Raw genomic sequence first — 24142 nt, 5'->3', positions numbered from 1 at the left:
ATGTATAATTCTAGAATAATAGGTCTTGGTAAGTATCTTCCAGATAATGTGGTGACTAATGATGATTTGTCTAAAATGATGGATACTAATGATGAATGGATACAAGAAAGAACGGGTATAAAAGAAAGACGTTGGATTGAGGAAGGTAGTGAAGATACATCGGCGGTTATGGGTGCAAAAGCAGCTAAAATTGCTATTGAAAGAGCAGGGTTAACTAAAGATGATATAGATTTTATTGTGTTTGCCACTTTGAGTCCAGACTATTATTTTCCTGGTTGTGGGGTTCAAATTCAAAATATGTTAGAGATGCCTACTGTTGGGGCCCTAGATATTAGAAACCAATGTACAGGTTTTGTATATGCTGTTGCTGTGGCCGACCAATTTATTAAAACTGGCATGTATAAAAATGTGTTGGTAATTGGTTCTGAATACCACTCAGGTGGATTAGAAAAATCAACAAGAGGAAGAGGGGTGACAGTTATATTTGGAGATGGTGCTGGGGCTGCTGTCATGACTAGAGAAGAAGATAATGAAAAGGGGGTGTTGTCCTCACATTTGCATTCTGAGGGTAAGTATGCTGAAGAATTAACAGTTCTAGGGCCAAGTATTAAGCACTGGGTTCCAGAAATATTGGAGGCTAATGATCCCGATGATACATCATATTATCCTTATATGAATGGAACCTTCGTGTTTAAGCACGCTGTGGTGAGGTTTAGTGAGGCCATTGTAGAAGGTTTACATGCCAACAATCTGAAAAAGGAGGATATTGATGTGTTAATACCTCATCAGGCAAATCTTAGAATTTCTCAATTTATTCAAAAGAAATTTGGATTACGAGATGATCAAGTTTTTAATAATATTCAAAAATATGGGAATACAACAGCGGCATCGGTTATTATTGCATTAACCGAAGCTTGGGAAGAAGGAAAGGTTAAAGAAGGAGATACCGTTGTTTTAGCTGCTTTTGGTAGTGGTTTTACTTGGGGAAGTGTAATAATTAATTGGTAAAAATTATAAATAACTAGGATGTAAAAACCCGAAACTTATGGTTTCGGGTTTTTTAGCTATTAATCAACTCCAATTAACACTAATGTGAAGAATCATAATAATTAGACGAAAGAAAGTTAAATTTATTGCATTAAACATCAAATTTCAACTTTTATTAACGCATAAAGAAAAACTCGGAATTTTTTTTCCGAGTTTTTCATTTTCAATATACTAATCTTTTAATTACGAATTTTTAATGTGTAAGATGACTAACTCTAAATAATTATTTTTCGTTTTGGCTAGATTGTATATAATCGTTAACGTAAAGTTGTTCTTCTTATTGTATGAAAATTAAAATATTTTTTTCTTTTTTATAAAACCCCAAAGCTTTTCAACTTTGAGGTTTCTTTTTCAATAACCTAACTTAACACTAACCATCAAGAAATTCGTTAGATTACTAAAAGAATTTTTATAATCCGCCTTGAACTTGCTTTTCGTCATTATCTCTTCGTTTTCTTGACTTGGCTCTATATTTACCATCTCCAAATCTGTAATTGAAATTTAAAGAGAATGTTCTAAATTCTGGAGAAAAGTTTGCTTCTTGGAGGTACGGTCTTTCACTCACAATACCAATTTTTTGTGTATTGAATACATCATTAAAACTCAGACCAAGCGTTGCCTTATTATTTAAGAACGCATATCTCATACCTAAATTAGCAAAATACATAGGGTCCATTTCAAAGTTCAATCCTGTGTTTTTTCCTCTGTACATTGCAAATGCCGTAAATGTCAGTTTTTTGCTTACCTTAAAGTTGTTGAATACCCTGAAGTTCAAAATAGTGTTTTCAACCTCTACAGTTTCTTCTATAATATCATCTTCTATCGGATTTGGTAAAGTTGGGTCTATGCGCTCTGCAATTCCTTTTTGAGTTTGAGAATATAAATCAAAACTAGCATTCAAACTCCACCATTTTGTTGGACGGTAGTTACTTGATAATTCTAACCCATAAGCGCTAGTGTTACCAAAGTTATCGAAAGTTAATATAAATCTGTTAGACTGCAAATCTGACCTATCTACTTTAACAGCTCTATTTATTTCATCATTAATAACTCTGTAGAAAATCCCGCCAGTAACGCTTCCGCTTTTAAGGTTTTTGGTATAATTAAACTCCATAGAGTTAGTGAACTGCGGTTCTAGTGATTGGTTACCAAAGTTAGACACTAAAGGGGTGTTCCATTCCGGAATTGGGTTTACTTGACCTATACCAGGTCTGTCAATTCTTCTACTATAGCTTAACTGTAAGGAATGCTTATCTGAAGGTGTGTAAGTTATAAATGCAGAAGGGTACACTTGGAAATAGTCATTCTCAAAAGGGATAAGTAGTTCATCATTAGTAGATAAATCTATTTCAGAAGCAACCGCATCTACAGTTACATTTTCAGCCCTTAAACCTAATTGATAAGACCATTTGTCTACTTTTTTACTGTAATTTATGTAAGCCGAATAAATGTCTCTTTCGTATAGGTAATCTGTTGTGGTTGGTATATATTCTCCAAATTCGTTTCTTACTCTGGCATCAGATTCATAATCGATATCATTTTCAAACAATCTCGCTTGAAGACCTAATTCTAACTTTGAATTTTCAGTTAATGGATCCACATAATCTAGATTGATTGTTGTTCTTTTTCTATCGGTTAATGTTAACTCTGAGAAATCAGGTCTAACGTTATTGTCAGCTTGACCATTATAAGTGTCCGTTTCGTTCTCAAATTCATTGTGGTCAACTTCCAATTCCATGTGTTGTCCACTTTTATTAAAGTCTAATTTGTAGTTGAAGTTATATTGATTGGAACTGTTGTCGTTAATTGAATTAGTGGTTTGCCCTTGGTCAATACCATTTAAATCGTTAAAAATAAATTCGGTGTCAGCTTTGTTTTTGCTATCAAAAGTATTCTGATTAGTAAAAAACGATATAGTGTTCTTTTCATTTAGATAAAAATCAACGCCAACCTTAAACAGATGAGATTTGTTATTGTCTCTAAGGTCTAAAGTTTGAAATGAATTATTGTCAATCTGATTGATTCTACCAAAATTAACACCTTTTCTAAGATTGTTACTATAGCTTCCAAATACATTTACCTTGCCATTTCTATAATTCATGTTAATTGAACTATTAAACTTAGCTTCGCGTTGGTGTTGTATTCCAGTACTTATACCACCATTAAATCCTATATTAACATTTTTATGAAGTATAATGTTAATTAGTCCGCTCATTCCTTCGGGGTTATACTTTGCTGAAGGGTTGGTAATTAACTCAATTTGTTTTATGGCAGTTGAAGGTAATTGTCTAAGTAATTGCGCCGTTGGAATGTTTGACATTTTTCCATCAACCATAACGCGTACATTTTGATTTCCACGTAAACTAATGTCACCTGTCTGGGCATCAACATTTATTGAAGGTACAGCACTCATGATATCTGTAGCTGTTCCCATATTGGCTAGGTCTTTTCCAACATTTACAATTTTCCGATCCACTTTTTGTTGAATTGTAGATGTTTCAGCAATTACTGTCACAGCATCTAAGCTTTCAGCTTCTTCTTCTAGGTAAATATTCCCAAGTTTTATTTTGTAGCTTCCTTTGCCAATAGTAACGTTTTTGTTAAAGGTTTTATAACCAATATATTGTATGCTTACAATTACATCTCCTTCGGTAACTTTTTCAATACTAAAAGAACCGTCATCTAGTGTAATACCACCAGTTAATGTTTCGTTATTATTGTTTTTAATAATAACATTTACATAAGGTAAGGGTTGTTGTAATTTTGCGTCTAAAACGGTTCCAGTAATAGAACCTTTTTTATCAATATTGTTTTCGGGGTCTGTATGTGCGCTTAAAAAATTGGCTACCAATAAAAGGCACATGAAAAATAAGTTTTTCATTTTGATTGATTAATTTTTGATTGATTTATTTGATGTTGTTATAAGGAGACGCTTTAGAACTATTTTTGTTACTAAATTTTTAAAACTTAACACCATTTTAACACATGAATAATAAAACACTCGTTTTTGGAGCCTCATTAAAACCAAATAGGTATTCAAATTATGCTATACAAAGATTAGTGGCAAACAATTTTGAAACTGTAGCCTTTGGGTTGAAGAAGGGAGCAATTTCTGGGGTAGAAGTTGATACTGAATTATTGTATTATGATGATATACATACAGTTACTTTATATCTAAATCCGAAGCGCCAAAAAGAATTCTATAATTATATAGTGTCTTTAAATCCTAAGCGTGTTATTTTTAACCCTGGAACAGAGAATCCAGAACTTTTTTCAATATTAAAAGAAAACAATATTTTTTTTGAAGCCGCTTGTACTTTAGTATTACTTTCTACGAATCAGTATTAAACCAATGAATGTGAGTAAACCGTTTATGGGTAGAAGTTCATAACCTAAAACATAACCTCCTAATTTTTCTGAAGGAATTGATCCCATAATTGTAATTATAACGACAGAACATAAGGCTACTAGCCAAACATATTTGTCCTTAACTTGGTAATTGGTAAAAATACCAAAGGCAAATAAACCAAGTAATGGTCCGTAGGTGTAGCCAGCAACCGTAAGTAAGCTGTCAATTACATTACTGTCAAGTACATATTTAAAAATAATAATAGTAATTACCAGCAAAATACTCATGCCTATATGGGCTTTTTTTCTAATACTATTTTGTTGGTCTTTTGGCTTTTTGTCTATGTTTAAAAAGTCAACGCAAAATGATGTGGTCAAAGAAGTTAAAGCACTATCAGCACTACTATATGCTGCCGCTATTAACCCTAGCATGAAGGTAATGGCTAAAGTAATTCCTAATCCTCTATTTAGTGCAATTTCAGGAAAGAGTAAATCAGTTTTAGGTTTTCCATCCATTAAGGGAATGGCAATGTTGTATTTGTTCGCGTAAATATAAAGCAATGCTCCTAAAAGCATAAAAAGTAGTGTAACAATAACAAGTACAATGCTAAAAGAGACCATGTTTTTTTGTGCATCCTTCAGTGTTTTACAAGTTAAGTTTTTTTGCATCATATCTTGATCTAAACCTGTCATACAAATTGTAATGAACATGCCTCCCAAGAATGATTTAATAAAATGATTTCGTTCTAAAAAGCTATCGGTAATAAATATTTTACTATAATCCTTTAATTCATCTGAAACTAAAAATTCACTAAAACTCCAACCTAAACTTTTATTAATGAAATAAATAGATAATATTACAGCTAAAATCATGAATAAAGTTTGAAGCGTATCAGTCCAAACAATAGTTTTTATACCGCCTTTGTTGGTGTAAATCCAAATTAGCAAAATGGAAATAACTACAGTGATTTCAAAAGGAATATCCCAAGCATTAAAAACAAATTGTTGAAGTACGATGGCCACTAAAAACAATCTAAAAGCAGCTCCTAAAACACGAGAAACAAAAAAGAAAAAAGCACCGGTTTTATGACTAACAACGCCAAATCTTTGAAGCAAGTACTCATATATTGAGGTCACATTTAGCCTATAATAAATAGGGAGAATAATATAAGCTACTATAAAGTAGCCAAACATATAACCTAAAACCACTTGAAAATAACTGAATTGAGAACCCTCAATCCAACCCGGAACAGATATAAATGTTACCCCAGAAAGTGAAGCGCCAACCATTCCGAAAGCCACTAAATACCATGGTGATTGTTTACCCGCCCTAAAGAAATCTTCATTAGTATCGTTCTTTCCAGTATAATAAGATATTACTAAAAGTACACCAAAGTAGGCTGCAATTAATATAAGAATTTGAGTTGCGCTCATTTAGATTTTGTTTGGTTTTCAAAATACAAATTAAAAGTTTCAAAATGCAAATTCTATTTAAAGAAGCTAAAAACAGTAATAAACAATTAATTATATATTGTATTTTCGCTGTTATGGAATTTTCTTCAAAATTACTAGAACGAGCCGTTAGTGAAATGTCACAATTACCAGGAATAGGTAAACGTACAGCATTACGTTTAGTATTGCATTTATTGCGTCAACCTAAAGAACACACTTTGGCACTTTCAGAAGCATTACAGACTATGCGCAACGATGTAAAATTTTGTAAATCTTGTCATAACATTAGTGATAATTTACTTTGCGAAATTTGTTCAAGTAATAATAGAAATGCCGAAATAATTTGTGTGGTAGAAGATATTAGAGATGTTATGGCAATTGAAAACACAAGTTCTTTTAAAGGATTATATCATGTTTTAGGAGGTAAAATATCTCCTATGGATGGTATAGGTCCTCATGATTTGAATATAGATTCTTTAGTTAAAAAAGTAAAGGAAGGAAAGGTTAAAGAGTTAATATTTGCTTTAAGTTCTACCATGGAAGGTGATACTACTAATTTTTACATTTTTAAGCAAATTCAGGATTTTGAAGTTACAACTTCAACAATTGCTAGAGGGATTTCTGTGGGAGATGAACTTGAATATGCCGATGAGATAACCTTAGGCAGAAGTATTGTAAATAGAATCCCGTTTGAAACTTCGTTAAAATTATAATATCTCAATTTGAAGCTTTCCGTTGTTATACTAAACTATAATGTTAGGTACTTTTTAGAAGTTTGCTTAAAAAGTGTTCAATCTGCCATATCTGAAATTGATGCAGAAATAATAGTGGTTGATAATAACTCTAAAGATGATAGTTGCAGTATGGTTAAGGAATTATTTCCTGAAGTTATTCTGTTAGAAAACAAAGAGAATTTTGGGTTTTCTAAGGGGAATAATATTGGGGTTAAAAAAGCAAAAGGAGAATATTTATGCATTTTAAATCCTGATACCGTTGTGGCTGAAGATACATTTTTAAAGTTATTAAAGTTTATTGATAATGAAGATGAAATAGGGATTGTTGGTTGTAAATTGGTTGATGGCACTGGGAAATTTTTACCCGAAAGTAAGCGTAATATACCTTATCTGAAAATTGCGCTTAAAAAGCTAATTGGTAATTCTGATGCTTATTATGCTAATCATTTAAATGATGATGATGCGGGAGAAGTAGATATTTTTGTTGGCGCTTTTATGATAATGAAAAAAAATGTTTATGATGAAGTTGCTGGCTTTGATGAAGATTATTTTATGTACGGTGAGGATATTGATCTATCGTATAGAATTTTAAAATCAGCATATAAAAATTATTACTTCGGAAAAACAAGTGTTATTCATTTTAAAGGAGAAAGCACCTTTAGAGACAAGAATTATATACGACGGTTTTATAGTGCAATGCAGATATTTTATAAGAAACACTTTAAAAGAAATATCTTTTTTGATTTGTTTGTTTTCATAGGAATTATGTTTGCTTCTTTTTTTAAAAAAGCACCAATAAAAAGGGATAGAGAGATAAGAAAATATGTTTTGATTTCAGAAAACATGAATGCGGATTTACAACTTTTATTAGGTGACAAGTTAACTTTAGAAAAAAAGTTAGGTAAACATGAGCATGGAACTGAAATTATATTTGATGCTGGTGTTTTAACTTTTAAAGAAATTATTAAAGGGATTCAAAGTCTTTCAGAAGGTAATGGGTTAACTTATAAGATATTGCCTAAAAATTCTCGGTTTATTTTAGGGAGTAATGACTCTGTTAGTAGAGGAGAAGTCATTACTTTTTAACTTATTATTTTCAACAATTCAACTCATAATAGTTGTTAATAATTAATAAGAATCACTGTTTTTTCATTAATTTTGCAACCGCAAATTAGAATAGAACTATTACATTATTGATATGGCTAAGTTTGAACTTAAATTACCTAAAATGGGAGAGAGTGTTGCAGAAGCAACTATTACCTCTTGGTTAAAGGAAGTTGGAGAAACTATTGAAATGGATGAGCCAATTGTTGAAATAGCAACAGATAAGGTAGATAGTGAGGTGCCTAGTGAGGTTGACGGCATTTTAATTGAACGGTTTTTTAATACTGATGATGTTGTTCAGGTAGGAGAAGTGATAGCAATTATTGAAACTGATGGTGATGATGGAGGTTCTAGTGAAGAATCGGTGACAGCCGACTCAGAGAAAATAGAAGACGTAGTGGTAGAACAAATTGAAGAGACCATCAATATAGCTAAAGAAACGGTTACACCAATAGTTTCTTCAGGAAATCGTTTTTATTCACCATTGGTAAAAAACATTGCTAAGGAAGAAGGTATATCACAAGATGAACTAGACGCAATTCAAGGTACAGGAAAAGATGGAAGGGTTACCAAAAATGATATTTTGGGTTATGTGGAAAACAAAGGAAGTAAACCTAAATCACAACCAAAGGTAGAAAAAGAAGTTGTTGCTCCAATTCAAAATAAAATTGAAACTCCCAAAATTGTTACACCGGCAGCTATTCCAAGTGGAGAAGATGAAATTATCGAGATGACCCGTATGGGTAAACTTGTTGCGCATCATATGATGGACTCTATTCAAACTTCTGCGCATGTTCAAAGTTTTATTGAAGCCGATGTAACCAAAATTTGGAATTGGAGAAATAAAGTAAAAAACGATTTTCAAAATCGTGAAGGTGAGAAGTTAACTTTTACCCCAATTTTTATGGAGGTAATAGCTAAAGCTCTTCGTGATTACCCCATGATGAACATTTCGGTTCAGGGAGATAACATTATAAAGAAAAAAGATATTAACCTAGGTATGGCTACAGCTTTAGCTGATGGTAATTTAATAGTACCAGTTATAAAAAATGCAGACCAACTTAATTTGGTTGGTATGGCTAAACAGGTTAATAATTTAGCTGTTAGAGCTCGTGAAAATCAATTAAACCCTGATGATATACAAGGTGGAACTTATACGGTAACCAATGTAGGATCTTTTGGTAGTATTATGGGAACCCCAATTATAAATCAGCCACAAGTAGGTATTTTGGCTTTAGGTGCTATTAGAAAAGTGCCAGCAGTTATTGAAACTAGTGAAGGTGATTTTATAGGTATCCGTTATAAAATGTTCTTATCACATTCATATGACCATCGTGTTGTTAACGGCGCTTTAGGTGGTATGTTTGTAAAAGCTGTAAAAGACTATCTTGAAGCTTGGGATGTAAATAGAGAAGTTTAAGCTCTAATGCGCAAGGAAAATTCTGTTTTTGATAAGATTGTTTCTTCAGTTAAAATGTTAGGAGAAGGTATTCTATATTATGTTGTGGGCATTTTACTCGTTTCTTTATTCTTTTATATTATATACTTGGTGGTTATGGCTATAGTATAGTATCAAATATTTTATTTCCACCCTATATCAATTTATTATATTTGATGTTTAAAAAATAATTGCATGCAACTCAATCTCAATAAACCCATTTGTTTTTTCGATTTAGAAACTACTGGAATTAATATTACAAGTGATAGAATTGTTGAAATATCTATTTTAAAAGTATTTCCTAACGGAAAGGAAGAACGTAAAACATGGCGGGTGAACCCGGAAATGCCCATACCAAAAGAAACTTCGGTTATTCATGGTATTTATGATGAAGATGTTGCAGATAAGCCAACATTTAAAGTGTTAGCAAAAGAGGTTTATAACATGATTAAGGATTCAGATTTGGGTGGTTTTAATTCCAACCGATTTGATATCCCATTATTAGCTGAAGAAATGCTTAGAGCAGATATAGATTTCGATATGAAAAACCGTCAAGCTATTGATGTGCAAACCATTTTTCATAAAATGGAACAACGAACTCTAAGTGCAGCATATAAATTCTATTGTGATAAAAATTTAGATGACGCCCATAGCGCAGAGGCAGATACTAATGCAACATACGAGGTGTTAAAAGCTCAGTTAGAAAAGTATGATGAATTAGAAAATGATACCAAGTTTTTGGCGGAGTTTAGTTCTAGAAAGAAGTTTGCAGATTTTGCAGGTTTTATAGCCTATAATAAAAACGGAGAGGAATGTTTTTCATTTGGAAAGCATAAAGGAAAATTGGTAACAGAGATTCTAGAAAAAGAACCTGGTTATTTTGGGTGGTTATTAAATGCAGACTTTCCGTTATATACTAAAAAGGTTTTAACTAATATTAAACTAAGAGGTTTTAATAATAAATTGTTTTAGAGGTATATGAAGCTAATTTGTATCGGTAGAAATTATACGGAGCATATTGAGGAGTTGAAAAATGAAAGACCTTCAGAACCTGTTATATTTCAAAAACCTGATTCTGCCATTTTATTAAAAAAGCAACCTTTTTTTATTCCGGATTTTTCTAATGATATTCATCATGAAGTAGAAGTTTTGGTGAAAATTAATAGGATAGGAAAGTACATTGATAAAAAATTTGCCCATAAGTATTACAATGAAATTGGGCTAGGAATTGACTTTACAGCAAGAGATTTGCAAAGTAAATTAAAAGAAAAAGGCTTACCATGGGAGAAAGCAAAAGCCTTTGATGGAGCTGCAGTTGTTGGTAACTGGGTACCCAAAAATGAGTTTAATAATATTAATGCCATTGAATTTTCTTTAAAAAAGAACGATAAAATTGTTCAAAAAGGAAATACAAGCCACATGTTGTGGAAAATTGATGAAATAATAGAATATGTCTCAAAATATTTTACATTAAAGATTGGAGATATTATATTTACAGGGACTCCTGCTGGAGTTGGCAGAGTAATTGCTAATGATAAATTAAAAGGATTTATAGAAGACACTGAGATGTTTTCAGTAACAGTAAAATAATGGAACAACATTACAAATTATTTAGAGTACGTGAGTTAGCAGATAACGATGAAGATTTTATTGCAACTTTAGCAGAGGCTTTTTTAGAAGAAATGGCCCCAGATTTAGAACGTTTAAAAACGGCAGTTGCTAATGAAGATTATAGTGAAACATATCAAGCTGCTCATAAAATGAAGCCAACTGTAGATTTATTCGAATTAGGAGTTTTAAACAACCTAATTGAAGTGCAAGATTGGGGTAAATTCACTAAAAAAGGAGAAGATATTACTTCGCAATTAGCAATTGTTGTTGAAGCTGTTGAAAATGCACTCGATGAAATAAAGAACGATTTTAATTTGTAATACATGCAGGCAGAAATAATTACCATTGGCGATGAACTTCTAATCGGGCAGGTAATTGATACTAATTCTGCTTTTATAGCGAAACATCTTAATAAAATTGGGGTTTCTATTTATCAAGTTACATCTGTTCAAGATGATAAACAACATATCTTAAAAGCTTTAAGAGATGCTGAAAAGTATTCTGATATCATTATTCTAACGGGAGGTTTAGGGCCAACAAAAGATGATATTACCAAAAAAACCATTGCAGAATATTTTAATGATACTCTTGTTAGAGATGATGATGTTTTACAAAACATAGAATTTCTCTGGAAAAAACATGTTAAAGATAAAATTCTTCAAGTAAACAAAGATCAATCTTTAGTGCCATCAAAATCTAAAGTTTTGATGAATAAACTGGGTACTGCTCCAGGTATGTGGTTTGATGCAGATGATAAAACGTTTATTTCGCTTCCAGGTGTTCCTTATGAGATGAATGCATTAATGGAATATCAGGTAGTTCCTAAGTTAAAAAACAAATATAATTTTCCTTATATATTACATAAAACACTTTTGGTTTATGGCATTGGTGAAAGTGCATTAGCTGCCAGAATTGAAGACTGGGAAAATGAATTACCTGATGATATAAGATTAGCTTATTTGCCTAATTTAGGTAAAATGAGGTTGCGTTTATCTGCTAAGGGTGCTAATAAAGAAGATATTAAAACTAGGGTGGAAGCTGAGGTTCAAAAAGTTTTGCCATTAATTAAAGATAAGTTTTTTGGTTTTGAGGATGAAGAAGGTTCTGTTGAAATTATTATCGCCAAACAATTAACCAAAATAGGTAAAACCTTAGCTATTGCTGAGAGTTGTACAGGCGGAAATCTTGCGGAACAATTTACCAAAAACTCTGGAGCATCTTCCTATTTTAATGGCGGGGTAGTTACGTATTCTACAGCTTCTAAAATGAATGTTTTGGGTGTCTCAAAAGATCTCATTGAAGATAATTCTGTTGTAAGTCATCAAGTAGCTGAAGCTATGGCTAGTAATGCTTTAAAATTATTCAATTCAGATTTTGCCGTTGCTACAACTGGTAATGCTGGACCCACTAAGGGAGAATCTGACGCTGAAGTTGGTACAGTTTTCATTGCAATTGCTAGTAAAAATGGCGTGTATTCAGAAAAATTCACCCTAGGTAATCACAGAATAAAAGTTATAAATAAAGCCGTAAATAAAGCCCTTGAAATGTTGCTAAAAGAAATTTTTAAAAATAGATAAAATTTAGATTGTCATAATATAAAGAATTTGTATATTTGCACCTCGAATTTAAGCAACAAGAAATTAAAGTTATATATAATGTCAAGAGTTTGTGAACTTACAGGGAAGAAGGCAATGGTTGGTAACAACGTGTCTCACTCATTAAATAGAACTAAGCGTAGATTTAACGCTAACTTAGTTAAGAAACGTTTTTACATCCCAGAAGAAGATAAATGGGTAACTTTAAAAGTTTCTACATCTGCGTTAAAGACTATTAATAAAATAGGAGTTTCTGCAGCAATTAAAGAAGCTAAAGCTAAAGGGTTTTTAAAATAATAGCTGCATAAAAGTATTAAGAAATGGCAAAGAAAGGCAACAGAATACAGGTGATTTTAGAATGTACTGAGCATAAAGCTTCTGGACAACCAGGAACTTCTAGATACATTACTACAAAAAACAAAAAGAATACGCCAGATAGAATGGAAATTAAAAAATTCAACCCTATCCTTAAGCGTATGACAGTTCATAAAGAGATTAAATAATTATAAGTCATGGCAAAAAAAGCAGTAGCATCGTTACAGACAGGATCAAAAAGGTTAACTAAAGCCATAAAAATGGTAAAGTCACCTAAAACAGGAGCTTATTTGTTTGTTGAGTCTATTATGGCTCCAGACCAAGTTAATGACTTTTTAAACAAAAAGTAAACACAAGCTTTTCTAAGATATTATAAACTGCTTTCTAATTTTTAGAAAGCAGTTTTTTTATGTTTATATTTGGTTTGATAATCTGTTAATATGGCAGAATCAAAAATATGGTTAGGTATTTGTATTAAGTGTTTAGGCGTTACCCAAATAAATTTGCGGTCGGGTTTTAAGTACTACAAGGTAGTTGACTACAATCCCTAACACTATAACTAATAAAGGTTTTAAAAAGAATGAGTTTTTTTAAGAAAATATTTTCTTCAGAAAAAAAAGAAACATTAGATAAAGGTTTAGAAAAATCTAAATCAAGTTTTTTAGGTAAATTAAGTAAGGCTGTAGCTGGAAAATCTAAAGTAGACGATGAGGTTTTAGATAATTTAGAAGAGGTTTTAGTAACTAGTGATGTAGGTGTAAATACTACCTTAAAAGTTATTGAGCGTATAGAAGAACGAGTTGCAAAAGATAAATACCTTGGTACAGATGAACTAAATCAAATTCTTAGAGAAGAAATTGCTGGTTTACTTAGTGAAACCAATTCTGGAGAGGATATAGAATTTACAATTCCCAAAGATAAAAAGCCCTATGTTATTATGGTTGTTGGTGTAAATGGCGTTGGTAAAACAACAACAATTGGTAAGTTAGCCTATCAATTTAAAAAACAAGGTTTAAATGTAGTTTTAGGCGCTGCCGATACCTTTAGGGCGGCTGCAATAGATCAATTACAAGTATGGGCAGATAGAGTAGATGTGCCAATTGTAAAACAATCTATGGGCAGTGACCCCGCTTCTGTGGCTTTTGATACATTACAGAGTGCTGTAACACAAGATGCTGATGTTGTTATAATTGATACAGCTGGTAGATTGCATAATAAGGTAAACCTTATGAACGAGCTTACTAAAGTAAAGCGTGTTATGCAAAAAGTTGTTGGAGATGCGCCTCATGATGTGTTATTGGTTTTAGATGGATCTACTGGACAAAACGCTTTTGAGCAGGCCAAACAATTTACAGCTGCTACAGAAGTAAGTTCATTAGCTGTAACTAAGTTAGATGGAACAGCAAAAGGTGGTGTGGTAATAGGTATCTCAGATCAATTTCAAATTCCGGTTAAATATATTGGTGTGGGCGAAGGGATTGAAGATTTACAAGTGTTTAATAAATATGAGTTTGTTGATTCGTTTTTTAAATAAAATTACTGCACAGGCATGAATCTCATGAAAATTAACTTCATTTAGTTTATAATAGATTTTGTGTGTGCTACAAACAGTATTTATAAAAATATAGCGGAGTAAAATAATTTAGATTTTAGTCATGTACGCTAACCGTTGCTAATGTGTAGTCACTATAACCATCATTACCACAATTAGCTCTAATATATAAATCATAAACACCTGATTGCAAATTGCTTATTTCTTTATAGATAAATTCACCATTGGTTTCTTCTAACTTAATACCAGTACCAATTTCAAAACCTCTAATGCCATATTCAATTTCAGTGGTGGAATTATTATTTAGGTTATGATACTCAATAGCTATTGTGTTTGGTTTGTTCCCATTAACAAAAACGATATTTACTTTTTCACAAGCAATATCAGTAGTGAATGAAATAGGCCCAACATAAACACTTTCAGTATTATCAGTACATACACTTCTTAAATAAAGTTGATATGTCGTTTCTGGCAAAAGATTGTAATTATTTGGATTAAAAGCGTGTAAATAAGCTGATGTATTATCATTAGGAATAGTTAATGTAGTAGCGCCTTGACTAAAAGGAACATCTTTTTCAACATACGCTATCTCATAATGTAATACATCTACAATAGCATTCTCGTTTATAAACCATTGAAGGAAAAGTGTTCCATCTGTTCCAGTAGAATATATTTCGAAATCCATTGGAATTGCACACCCAATATTTTGTGTTGCAAAAGTAAACGGACCTTCAAAACTAGTAAAATTATTCTCAGAGCATTCACCTCTAACATAGAAATCAATTTGAGTGCCAGATGGAAGATTATCTATGTTGTAATTAGTGTCTACTGTAGAAACTGAAGTTCCTTGCCCTAAGGTAAACCCAGAAATTCCATACTCAACATTATAAGAGTCATAATATACGTATTGCTCATTGGCATTCCAGGATATATTAGCGCTATTTTCTGTAATATTATCAGCAGATAATTCACTAAAAGCTTCCCAACCCGTACAACCAGCTAATAGTGTTCTAAAAAAAACAGGTTCAGACCAATCGCTATAGTTGTCTTCATTACAATAAGTCCTTACATAAACAACATGTTCAGAATTTTGTAATAGATACTTTTGGATAAAAGTATTTGCTGTGGTAGTAGGTGTATGATTAGAATATATACTGCTATCATCTGCTTCACCTACTAGTCTAAATTTTATTTCATAAGTTGTATCATCGTAATCTGATGACCAATTTATAGTTGCGTGAGCTCCTGAATTAGAGTAGGCTTTAATATTAGTTACAACTAAATCTATTGGTGCTATACAAATAGCAGGTGTTGTTATGTTAAAAGGGCCTAACCAGTCACCATAACCATTTTCTTCGCAAAGAGCTCTAATATAATAGTCATAGGTAGTGCTACTATTCAAATTTGATAATGTATAGTTAGTGTCATTAAGAGAAATAATATTCCCAGTTCCTTGCGTAAATCCAGATTCCTTGTATTCTATTTCAAAGGTAAAACTTCCTTGAATAGATGACCAATTTATTGTGGCCGATTCATGGGTAATAACCTTGCTTGTGATATTTGATAATACATTACATTTATTATTGTCCTCATTATTATTTGTGCAATTATAAATTAGAAAAGTTATAAAAAGTAGTATATGAAATTTTTTCATTTTTGAAGCCTGCTTGTTACTTGTAGTAAAAGTAGTATTTTATATATAAAAAAAAAGGATTAGGATTTAAAATTCTATTTTTATGTAGCTATTTAAATAAAACTCCTGCGAAGGCGGGAATCTCATGACACACAGTTAAATTTCAATAATAACTCGTAAATTTATTGAATTATGAGTTACAACATTTACCATAACTTCTTAATAAAAGCTTCAACTAAAGAAGTCTTTGAAGAGGTGTCTCAACCAGAACATTTAAATAATTAGTGGACATTAAAATCTTTAGGAAAGCCAGAATTAGATACAGAATACAATTTGAACTTTACGGATAAATACAATTGGTTTTGTAAAGTTTTAAAAGTAAAAAGCGGAGAGTCATTTCTTTTAAAAATAATAACATCGGATTATGATTGGAACCCAACAACCTTTGGGTTTGATATAGAAACAAAAGAAAATGGCACTTATTTAAAATTTAGTCACGAAAATTGGCCAGAAAATAATGATCATTTTAAACATTCATCCTTATTATTGGCAATGCTTTTAAATGGCTTAAAAAACTATTTAGTAAAAGGTGTTATTATTCCTTTTGACGAAAGAAACTAATCAATCAAATTATTAATCTTTCCCCATAAATCATTATCAAAACTAGAAAGCGCAAAGGTTTCAGAATCTGCTGCTTCTCCCATTCTTATAACCACTAATTTTTTACTAGGGACAATATAAATTTTCTGATCGTTTTTACCCAAAGCAGCATACATATCAATTGGAGCATTTGGAATTAATTCTCCATTAAATTCTAATTGGCTACCAGGTAGATGGTAAGATGATTTTCCATTTAACCACCATAGATAACCGTAAGATTTATTAATATTTTGTGAGGTATTCGTGGCTTCTTTTAAAAAATCTTCTGGAACAATTTGAGTATTTCCCCATTTTCCATTGGCATAAATCATAAGCCCAAACCTTGCCATACTTCTTGTATTACTCCAATATACATTAAAATTACTAAGCTGTAACCAACCACCAGATGTATTGGTCATTCCAATTTTATCTCTAAGTTTTGAGTTAAAATAATTTGCAAATGTAGAACCACTGGTAGAAGCAATTACATCTTGCATTTTTTTGTAAACATTATGGTAAGCCCAACGTGTTCCTGCATCTGCCACATATTGCAAGTCTTCAGGTTCAACAGCATCAGAGCTATCATCTAAACCAGAGTTCATTGATAATAAATGTTTACAAGTAATAAGGTTTTCTTTTTCTAAAGTTGCGCTTGTCCAATCTGTTCCTAAATAATCAGAAACTTTATGGTCTATATCTATTAAACCTTCCTCTTGAGCAATTCCAGAAAGCGTGGTTGTCAATGTTTTGCCGGCGCTTGCCCAATACCATAGTTTGCTAGCATCATGTCCGTTCATATATTCCTCAATAACAACTTTTCCATCGTGAAGGATCATAAAGCTTTTTGTGTTATTAGTTTCTAAAAAGTCTAATAATGGCTGAAGCTGATTTTCATTCCACCCCAATTCAGTAATAGATTTTGTAACCCAAATGTCAGAGTTAAAAGGGGGGAAATATATTTCTGCTTCGGCAGGGTCTGGTTCTATGATAGGCTCATTTGAAGAACAACCCATAAAAAGAACAGACAGCAATAGAAAATATACTATAGTTTTCACAACAGTAGGTTTTTAAATTTGGACATTCAAATATAACAAAGGTTTAATTAAGTTGTATCTTTGCACCCAGATTTAACAAAGCATGCGCACAAAATCACTAAAGAAAAATAAGATTAACGTTGTTACCCTTGGCTGTAGTAAAAATGTTTATGACAGCGAGGTATTAATGGGACAATTAAAGGCCAGTGGTAAAGACGTTGTACATGAAGAAGAAGGTAATATAGTAGTAGTTAATACTTGCGGTTTTATAAATAATGCCAAAGAAGAAAGTGTTAATACTATATTGGAGTTTGTACAAAAAAAAGAAGATGGTTTAGTAGATAAAGTTTTTGTAACGGGTTGCTTAAGTGAACGTTACAAGCCAGATTTGCAGAAAGAAATACCCCATGTAGATCAGTATTTTGGTACTACGGAACTTCCTGGATTGTTAAAGGCTTTAGGTGCAGATTATAAGCATGAGCTTATAGGAGAACGTTTAACAACAACGCCTAAAAACTATGCGTATTTAAAGATAGCTGAAGGTTGTGATAGGCCTTGTAGTTTCTGTGCTATACCTATTATGAGAGGAAAGCACAAAAGTACACCTATTGAAGATTTAATTACAGAGGCTGAAAAATTGGCGGCTTCAGGTGTTAAAGAGTTAATACTAATTGCTCAAGATTTAACCTATTACGGTTTAGATTTATATAAAAAGCGAAACTTAGCAGAATTATTAAATGCTTTAGTTAAAGTAGAAGGTATAGAATGGATTAGATTACACTATGCATTTCCTACCGGCTTTCCAATGGATGTGCTGGAGGTAATGAACAAAGAACCTAAAGTTTGTAATTATTTAGATATTCCATTACAGCATATTTCTGATAGTATTTTAAAGAGTATGCGCAGAGGTACTACTAAAGAAAAAACAACCAAACTTATAAAAGAGTTTAGGGCTACAGTACCAAAAATGACTATTCGTACTACATTAATTGTTGGATACCCTGGTGAAACAGAAGAAAACTTTCAAGAATTAAAGCAATGGGTTCAGGATATGCGTTTTGAAAGACTAGGATGTTTTGCCTATTCTCATGAAGAAAACACGTATGCTTATAACTTAGAAGATGATGTGCCTGAAGACGTAAAGATTGATAGAGCCAACCAGATTATGGAAATTCAGTCTCAAATTTCGTGGGAACTTAACCAAGAGAAAATAGGTAAGGAGTTTAAAGTGGTAATAGATAGAAAGGAAGGTAATTATTTTGTTGGTAGAACAGAATTTGATTCACCAGATGTTGATAACGAAGTTTTAATAGATGCTACTACTACCTACTTGAAAACAGGTGAGTTTACAACAGTGAAAATAACCGAAGCAGAAGATTTTGATCTTTATGGTACTGTGGTAAATTAGTTTAGTTTTAAGTGTTGCTAGTTTAAAGTGCAATGAACTTTTTTGAAAAATGAATTCTAAAGACTTTTCAAACTTTTTAAAAGATATAAGTTCAGAACAACTGCATGTGCTTGATAAAACTATATCTAGGTCTAAATACATTCCAATAGACTTATCAGAAACCAAGGAAGAGCTTAATAATATTGATGTTTCCTCAGCTTCTAAATTGGGAGAATTTGTAAATAACCATATTAAAAAGCATAAAGCCACTGTGGCTTATGGAGGCTATTTAGAGGTTAGAAATATCTATAAAAGAAGTCAACACTTTAATAAGCAGGCTCAAGAAGAGCGTAACATTCATTTAGGGGTTGATTTGTGGTGTAAAGAAGAAACACGTATTTATGCCCCTTTAAAGTCTACTGTTCATAGTTTTAAAAATAATACCAATTTCGGAGATTACGGACCCGCAATTATACTAGAGCATAGTTTTAATGATGTGGTATTCTATACACTTTACGGGCATTTAAGTTTAGAGTCTATACAAGATTTAAAAGTTGGACAAACTTTTAAAAAGGGTGAACAAATAGGAACTTTAGGCAATGAATTGGTTAATGGTAATTACCCACCACATTTACATTTTCAAATTATTAGAGACTTGCAAGGAAATATTGGCGATTACCCTGGTGTTTGCTCTAAAAACGATTTGAGTTTTTTTAAAGATAATTGCCCCAATCCTAGTTTATTACTGAATTTGTAAATTTTGAAGTTTCGTTTAACGTGTTTGTGTATGATTTCGTTGCGTGTTTCAGCAACTAAATTAGTAAACAAAAACGAACCAGAGGAAATTCCGAAGGAATTTCCAAGTGGGCTAGGACTAGCAATGAATTATACACGTTGTTGTGCTTTCGTTATTTTTTAGCTTCTAATTCCTTATTGATTAATTTGATTATATCTGTAATTTGCTTTTCAATTCTTTTTGCTCGACTATTCATTAATTCGTTTTCCCAAGCAGAAGCTATGACGACCTTTTCTAAAGAGCCGTCATTTCGTATTATTAAGTAATCTCTATTTGATACTTCAAATGTTTCAGATAGATAGAAGTCAGGATTATCTAACCAGTTAAAATACTTAACAAGAAATGGATTTGTTTGGCGAAGTTTGAATTCAATCCGTTCTTTTTCATACTTGCTATAATACGGATAGTTTAACTCATAATGATTCGATATTGTAGTTCTCAAACTGTCGTTTTTAATAATATCAACTCCTTTAGTTTTCAAAAATTCATATCCGCTTTTATTAGGGTCAAAATGTGGTACTACTTTTAACCAAGCAATATTATTGTAAAATTCTACTGATGGAATTGTATTCAATTTTAGATCATGAATGATTTGATTACACGAAACCTTAACACTATCCATTAAAGAAATATCAAATTTAATTTCATCTAAATCCACTTTCAAATTGTGATTTAGTTCTTTTAAAATCTTTGTTTCTAACCGTTGGTTTGCTTTTTCTTGATTCCAATTATTTATTCCCAAAGCAATCAATATCCCTACAACAACAAGAAAAATTTCACCAATCGCATACATCAGATATTTGCTGAACTTATTTTCAGTCAGCATTTTTAGTCTAATTTTTCTAAAAAATTTTATCATTGGTTAGCGGTTTCTGATAATGAAGCACAACGAATTGATATGAAATCGTTTCAATGTTTTATATCTACTGTTAAACGAAGGTAGCTGAAAATTTTTACAAAATCAATAGCCGTTAAAACAAAAACTCCCGATAGATTTCTATCGGGAGTTTAATATTTATAAGATTTCTGTTTTTACAGGAAATTATCTATTCATCAACTAAAACCCACTCACCTTTGGCAATTAAAGGTTCTGCTTGTTTGTACTTTAGGGTTTTGTTTTCACCATTAATAACATGTTTAATAGTAACGCGGTCGTTACGCCCAATTTTTGGTTTGTCACGTACAATGGTTTCTACAACTTGTTGCTGACGTTGCGTGTTACCAGCAGCTCTACTTTCGGCAGCACGCTCATCTAAATTAGGAATTTCTTCTTTTGTTGTTTGAACCTTTTCTTGTTTTCTTGCTCTGGCTTCTTGAATATTATCTTGAGTTTCTTGAGGTAGCTCCCCTTTAAACAAGAACGATATCACGTCTTTGTTAACCTGATCAATCATGGTCTTAAACAACTCAAAAGCCTCAAACTTATAAATTAATAAAGGATCTTTCTGCTCATGAACTGCTAATTGTACAGATTGCTTTAACTCATCCATTTTACGTAAATGAGTTTTCCAAGCATCATCAATTATAGCAAGAGCAATATTTTTTTCAAAATCGGTTATTAATTGTTTCCCATTTGTTTCATAGGCTTTTTCAAGGTCTGTTACTACATTTAAGCTTTTAACACCGTCAGTAAATGGAACAACTATACGTTTGTATTTATCACGTTGAGTTTCATAAACATTTTTAATAACTGGAAATGCCAAATCTGCATTGCGCTCCATTTTTTCACGGTAGTGTTCAAAAGCGGCTTTGTATATTTTTGAAGTTATTTCTTGTTCAGATAAGCTGCCAAATTCCTCTTCAGTAATGGGTGAGCTCATTGAAAAATAACGAATCAATTCAAACTCAAAATTCTTATAATCGTTAGCACCTTTATTAGTTTGCGCAATACCCTCAGAAGTATCAAAAATCATATTAGCTAAATCTACACGAAGACGTTCTCCGTTTAAAGCATTGTAACGACGTTTGTAAACTACCTCACGTTGGGCATTCATTACATCATCATATTCTAACAATCGCTTACGTACACCAAAGTTGTTTTCCTCAACTTTTTTCTGAGCACGTTCTATAGATTTGGAAATCATGGAGTGTTGAATTACCTCACCTTCTTTAAGCCCCATACGGTCCATCATTTTAGCTATTCTATCACTACCAAACAAACGCATTAAATTATCCTCAAGCGATACGTAGAATTGTGAACTACCAACGTCTCCCTGACGACCAGCACGACCACGCAACTGACGGTCAACACGACGTGAATCATGGCGCTCTGTACCAACAATAGCTAAACCACCTGCTTTTTTAACTTCATCTGATAATTTAATATCTGTACCACGACCTGCCATATTGGTGGCAATAGTTACTTGGCCACTCCTACCTGCTTCATCAACAATTTCAGCTTCTTTTTTATGTTGTTTTGCATTCAGTACATTATGAGGAATTTTTCTAATGCTTAGCATTTTTCCTAACAACTCTGAAATTTCAACAGATGTAGTACCAATTAATACAGGACGTCCGGCTTTTGAAAGTTCTGTTACCTCATCAATTACGGCATTATACTTTTCGCGTTTAGTTTTATAAACTAAATCATCTCTATCATCTCTAGCAATAGGCTTATTAGTTGGTATTTCAACAACATCTAATTTGTAAATTTCCCAAAATTCACCAGCTTCTGTAACAGCTGTACCTGTCATACCAGATAGTTTGCGGTACATTCTAAAGTAGTTTTGTAACGTTACGGTAGCAAAGGTCTGTGTAGCATCTTCAATCTTTACATTTTCTTTGGCTTCAATGGCCTGATGTAAACCATCTGAGTAACGACGGCCATCCATTATACGCCCTGTTTGCTCATCTACAATCATTACTTTATTGTCCATTACTACATATTGCGTATCCTTTTCAAATAAAGCATAAGCTTTTAGTAATTGGTTTAGCGTATGAATACGTTCAGATTTTACACCAAACTCTTTATAAAGGTCTTCTTTTAAATTAGCTTCTTCTTCTGCCGATAAACCTTGATTTTCAATTTTTGCAATTTCCATACCTATTTCGGGCATTACAAAGAAATCAGGGTTGTCCTTACCAGATAAAAATTCAACGCCTTTATCTGATAATTCCACCTGATTGTTTTTCTCATCAATTACATAGTACAATTCCGCATCAACTTTAGGCATTTCGCGGTTGTTGTCTTGCATGTAGAAGTTCTCAGTCTTTTGAAGTAGTAGCTTAATTCCTTCTTCAGATAAAAATTTTATTAGGGCTTTATTCTTTGGAATACCTCTATAAACACGTAATAATTGAAAACCACCTTCTTTGGTGTCACCTTCTTTTATTAATTTTTTTGCCTCTGCTAAAACACCTGTTAAATATTTGCGCTGTACACTAACAATATCTTCAACTTTAGGCTTTAGGTCATTAAACTCATGATGGTCTCCTTTAGGAATAGGCCCTGAAATTATTAAGGGCGTACGGGCATCATCAACTAGAACTGAATCTACTTCATCTACAATGGCGTAGTGGTGAGGACGCTGTACTAAATCTTCTGGAGCATGTGCCATATTATCACGTAAATAATCAAAACCAAACTCATTATTGGTTCCGTATGTAATATCAGCATTGTAAGCTTTTCTACGTGCATCAGAATTAGGTTGATGATAATCAATACAATCAACACTTAATCCGTGAAACTCAAAAATAGGAGCCATCCACGCACTATCACGTTTTGCTAAGTAGTCATTCACTGTCACAAGATGTACACCTTTCCCAGCTAAAGCGTTTAAGTATACAGGTAAAGTAGCTACTAAGGTTTTACCTTCACCTGTTTGCATTTCAGCAATCTTTCCTTGGTGCATGGCAATACCACCAATTAGCTGTACATCATAATGAATCATATCCCAGGTAATGGGTTTTCCAGCTGCATCCCATGAATTTGACCAAGAGGCGTTATCACCCTCAAGAGAAATGTAATCTTTAGATCCAGATAACTCTCTATCAAAATTAGTAGCGTTAACTGTTATTGAGGAATTGTTTACAAAACGCTTTGCAGTTTCTTTGACAACAGCAAATGCTTCTGGTAAAATATCATTTAATACATTTTCAGTGATAGCATAAATTTCGTCATGTAATTTATCAATATCTTGGTAAATATCTTCACGTCTATCAATATCCTCAGTGTTTTCGGCTTCTTCAGTAAGCTTAATGATTTGATTGTTTAAATCTTTACATGCCTCTGCAATTTGGGCCTTAAACGCAACGGTTTTATGTCGTAATTCATCATGAGATAAAGCTTCTAATGCAGACTCAAAGGTTTTTACTTTATTAACAATTGGCATTATAGCCTTAACGTCTTGTTTCGATTTGTCTCCAACAAATACTTTCAGAACAGAATTTAAAAAACTCATGGTTTATTAGTTTATATATTTTTACTAGGTCTAGCCTAGGTGATTTTCTTAATTTTT

22 protein-coding genes are annotated in these 24142 nt (G+C 32.3%); 16 read left to right on the top strand and 6 right to left on the bottom strand.

The window, feature by feature from the left end:
- Complete coding sequence (locus tag N1F78_RS00610; RefSeq protein ID WP_406684263.1) at positions 1-1008, top strand: 3-oxoacyl-ACP synthase III family protein; 1008 nt, start codon at positions 1-3, stop codon at positions 1006-1008.
- Between the two features lie 448 nt (positions 1009-1456).
- Here the strand turns inward: N1F78_RS00610 and N1F78_RS00605 are convergent, their stop codons facing one another.
- Positions 1457-3928, bottom strand: a complete 2472-nt coding sequence (locus N1F78_RS00605; protein WP_406684262.1) for a TonB-dependent receptor domain-containing protein — start codon at positions 3926-3928, stop codon at positions 1457-1459.
- 104 nt (positions 3929-4032) lie between these two features.
- On the opposite strand from N1F78_RS00605, the gene N1F78_RS00600 reads away from it, so the two are divergent.
- Entirely contained in the window at positions 4033-4395 is a 363-nt protein-coding gene (locus N1F78_RS00600; RefSeq protein ID WP_406684261.1) for a CoA-binding protein, read from the top strand.
- Here N1F78_RS00600 and N1F78_RS00595 read toward each other — a convergent pair.
- A complete protein-coding gene (locus N1F78_RS00595; RefSeq protein ID WP_406684260.1) occupies positions 4372-5829 on the bottom strand; it encodes a sodium:solute symporter in 1458 nt (485 codons plus the stop codon). The genes N1F78_RS00600 and N1F78_RS00595 overlap by 24 nt on opposite strands.
- Positions 5830-5942: 113 nt before the next feature.
- Between N1F78_RS00595 and recR the strand changes: the two genes are divergently transcribed.
- From recR to ftsY, 11 genes are all read left to right on the top strand, one after another.
- A complete protein-coding gene (gene recR, locus N1F78_RS00590; protein WP_406685697.1) occupies positions 5943-6560 on the top strand; it encodes a recombination mediator RecR in 618 nt (205 codons plus the stop codon).
- A gap of 9 nt (positions 6561-6569) precedes the next feature.
- The gene (locus tag N1F78_RS00585; protein WP_406684259.1) at positions 6570-7667 is read left to right on the top strand and encodes a glycosyltransferase family 2 protein; all 1098 of its coding nucleotides are present in this window, start codon (positions 6570-6572) and stop codon (positions 7665-7667) included.
- 112 nt (positions 7668-7779) lie between these two features.
- A complete protein-coding gene (locus tag N1F78_RS00580) occupies positions 7780-9105 on the top strand; it encodes a dihydrolipoamide acetyltransferase family protein (RefSeq protein WP_406684258.1) in 1326 nt (441 codons plus the stop codon).
- Positions 9106-9318: 213 nt separating this feature from the next.
- A complete protein-coding gene (locus N1F78_RS00575) occupies positions 9319-10095 on the top strand; it encodes an exonuclease domain-containing protein (protein WP_406684257.1) in 777 nt (258 codons plus the stop codon).
- Between the two features lie 6 nt (positions 10096-10101).
- Complete coding sequence (locus N1F78_RS00570) at positions 10102-10713, top strand: fumarylacetoacetate hydrolase family protein (protein ID WP_406684256.1); 612 nt, start codon at positions 10102-10104, stop codon at positions 10711-10713.
- Positions 10713-11054, top strand: a complete 342-nt coding sequence (locus N1F78_RS00565; protein ID WP_406684255.1) for an Hpt domain-containing protein — start codon at positions 10713-10715, stop codon at positions 11052-11054. The genes N1F78_RS00570 and N1F78_RS00565 overlap by 1 nt, the downstream gene beginning before the upstream one ends.
- Before the next feature lie 3 nt (positions 11055-11057).
- Positions 11058-12311 (top strand): competence/damage-inducible protein A, encoded by a 1254-nt coding sequence (locus N1F78_RS00560; protein WP_406684254.1) that lies wholly within the window; start codon positions 11058-11060, stop codon positions 12309-12311.
- Positions 12312-12389: 78 nt separating this feature from the next.
- Complete coding sequence (rpmB, locus tag N1F78_RS00555; protein ID WP_406684253.1) at positions 12390-12626, top strand: 50S ribosomal protein L28; 237 nt, start codon at positions 12390-12392, stop codon at positions 12624-12626.
- Between the two features lie 23 nt (positions 12627-12649).
- Positions 12650-12832: a 50S ribosomal protein L33 gene (rpmG, locus tag N1F78_RS00550; RefSeq protein ID WP_008271040.1), complete on the top strand. Its 183-nt coding sequence runs from the start codon at positions 12650-12652 to the stop codon at positions 12830-12832.
- Between the two features lie 9 nt (positions 12833-12841).
- Positions 12842-12994 carry a DUF4295 domain-containing protein gene (locus N1F78_RS00545; protein WP_406684252.1) on the top strand — a complete coding sequence of 51 codons (153 nt, stop codon included), beginning with the start codon at positions 12842-12844 and terminating at the stop codon, positions 12992-12994.
- A gap of 230 nt (positions 12995-13224) precedes the next feature.
- On the top strand, positions 13225-14178 hold the full coding sequence (gene ftsY, locus N1F78_RS00540; RefSeq protein ID WP_406684251.1) for a signal recognition particle-docking protein FtsY: 954 nt from the start codon (positions 13225-13227) through the stop codon (positions 14176-14178).
- Positions 14179-14293: 115 nt separating this feature from the next.
- On the opposite strand, the gene N1F78_RS00535 is transcribed toward ftsY, so the two are convergent.
- Positions 14294-15850 (bottom strand): fibronectin type III domain-containing protein, encoded by a 1557-nt coding sequence (locus N1F78_RS00535; RefSeq protein ID WP_406684250.1) that lies wholly within the window; start codon positions 15848-15850, stop codon positions 14294-14296.
- A gap of 312 nt (positions 15851-16162) precedes the next feature.
- Between N1F78_RS00535 and N1F78_RS00530 the strand changes: the two genes are divergently transcribed.
- Complete coding sequence (locus N1F78_RS00530) at positions 16163-16450, top strand: hypothetical protein (RefSeq protein WP_406684249.1); 288 nt, start codon at positions 16163-16165, stop codon at positions 16448-16450.
- Here N1F78_RS00530 and N1F78_RS00525 read toward each other — a convergent pair.
- Positions 16447-17523: a serine hydrolase domain-containing protein gene (locus N1F78_RS00525; protein ID WP_406684248.1), complete on the bottom strand. Its 1077-nt coding sequence runs from the start codon at positions 17521-17523 to the stop codon at positions 16447-16449. The genes N1F78_RS00530 and N1F78_RS00525 overlap by 4 nt on opposite strands.
- A gap of 82 nt (positions 17524-17605) precedes the next feature.
- On the opposite strand from N1F78_RS00525, the gene rimO reads away from it, so the two are divergent.
- Together rimO and N1F78_RS00515 are read left to right on the top strand one after the other, a co-directional pair.
- Positions 17606-18910 carry a 30S ribosomal protein S12 methylthiotransferase RimO gene (rimO, locus tag N1F78_RS00520; RefSeq protein WP_406684247.1) on the top strand — a complete coding sequence of 435 codons (1305 nt, stop codon included), beginning with the start codon at positions 17606-17608 and terminating at the stop codon, positions 18908-18910.
- Between the two features lie 49 nt (positions 18911-18959).
- On the top strand, positions 18960-19646 hold the full coding sequence (locus N1F78_RS00515; protein ID WP_406684246.1) for a peptidoglycan DD-metalloendopeptidase family protein: 687 nt from the start codon (positions 18960-18962) through the stop codon (positions 19644-19646).
- 151 nt (positions 19647-19797) lie between these two features.
- Here the strand turns inward: N1F78_RS00515 and N1F78_RS00510 are convergent, their stop codons facing one another.
- Entirely contained in the window at positions 19798-20511 is a 714-nt protein-coding gene (locus N1F78_RS00510; RefSeq protein ID WP_406684245.1) for a DUF6090 family protein, read from the bottom strand.
- Positions 20512-20731: 220 nt separating this feature from the next.
- Positions 20732-24085 carry a preprotein translocase subunit SecA gene (gene secA / locus N1F78_RS00505; protein WP_406684244.1) on the bottom strand — a complete coding sequence of 1118 codons (3354 nt, stop codon included), beginning with the start codon at positions 24083-24085 and terminating at the stop codon, positions 20732-20734.
- Positions 24086-24142: the final 57 nt, after the last annotated feature.

The sequence above is a fragment of the Seonamhaeicola sp. MEBiC01930 genome (assembly GCF_045277075.1).
In the GTDB taxonomy this organism is placed as follows: domain Bacteria; phylum Bacteroidota; class Bacteroidia; order Flavobacteriales; family Flavobacteriaceae; genus Seonamhaeicola.
Note: the sequence above shows the minus strand (reverse complement) of the source record. Positions and strands in the feature narration are given on the sequence as shown.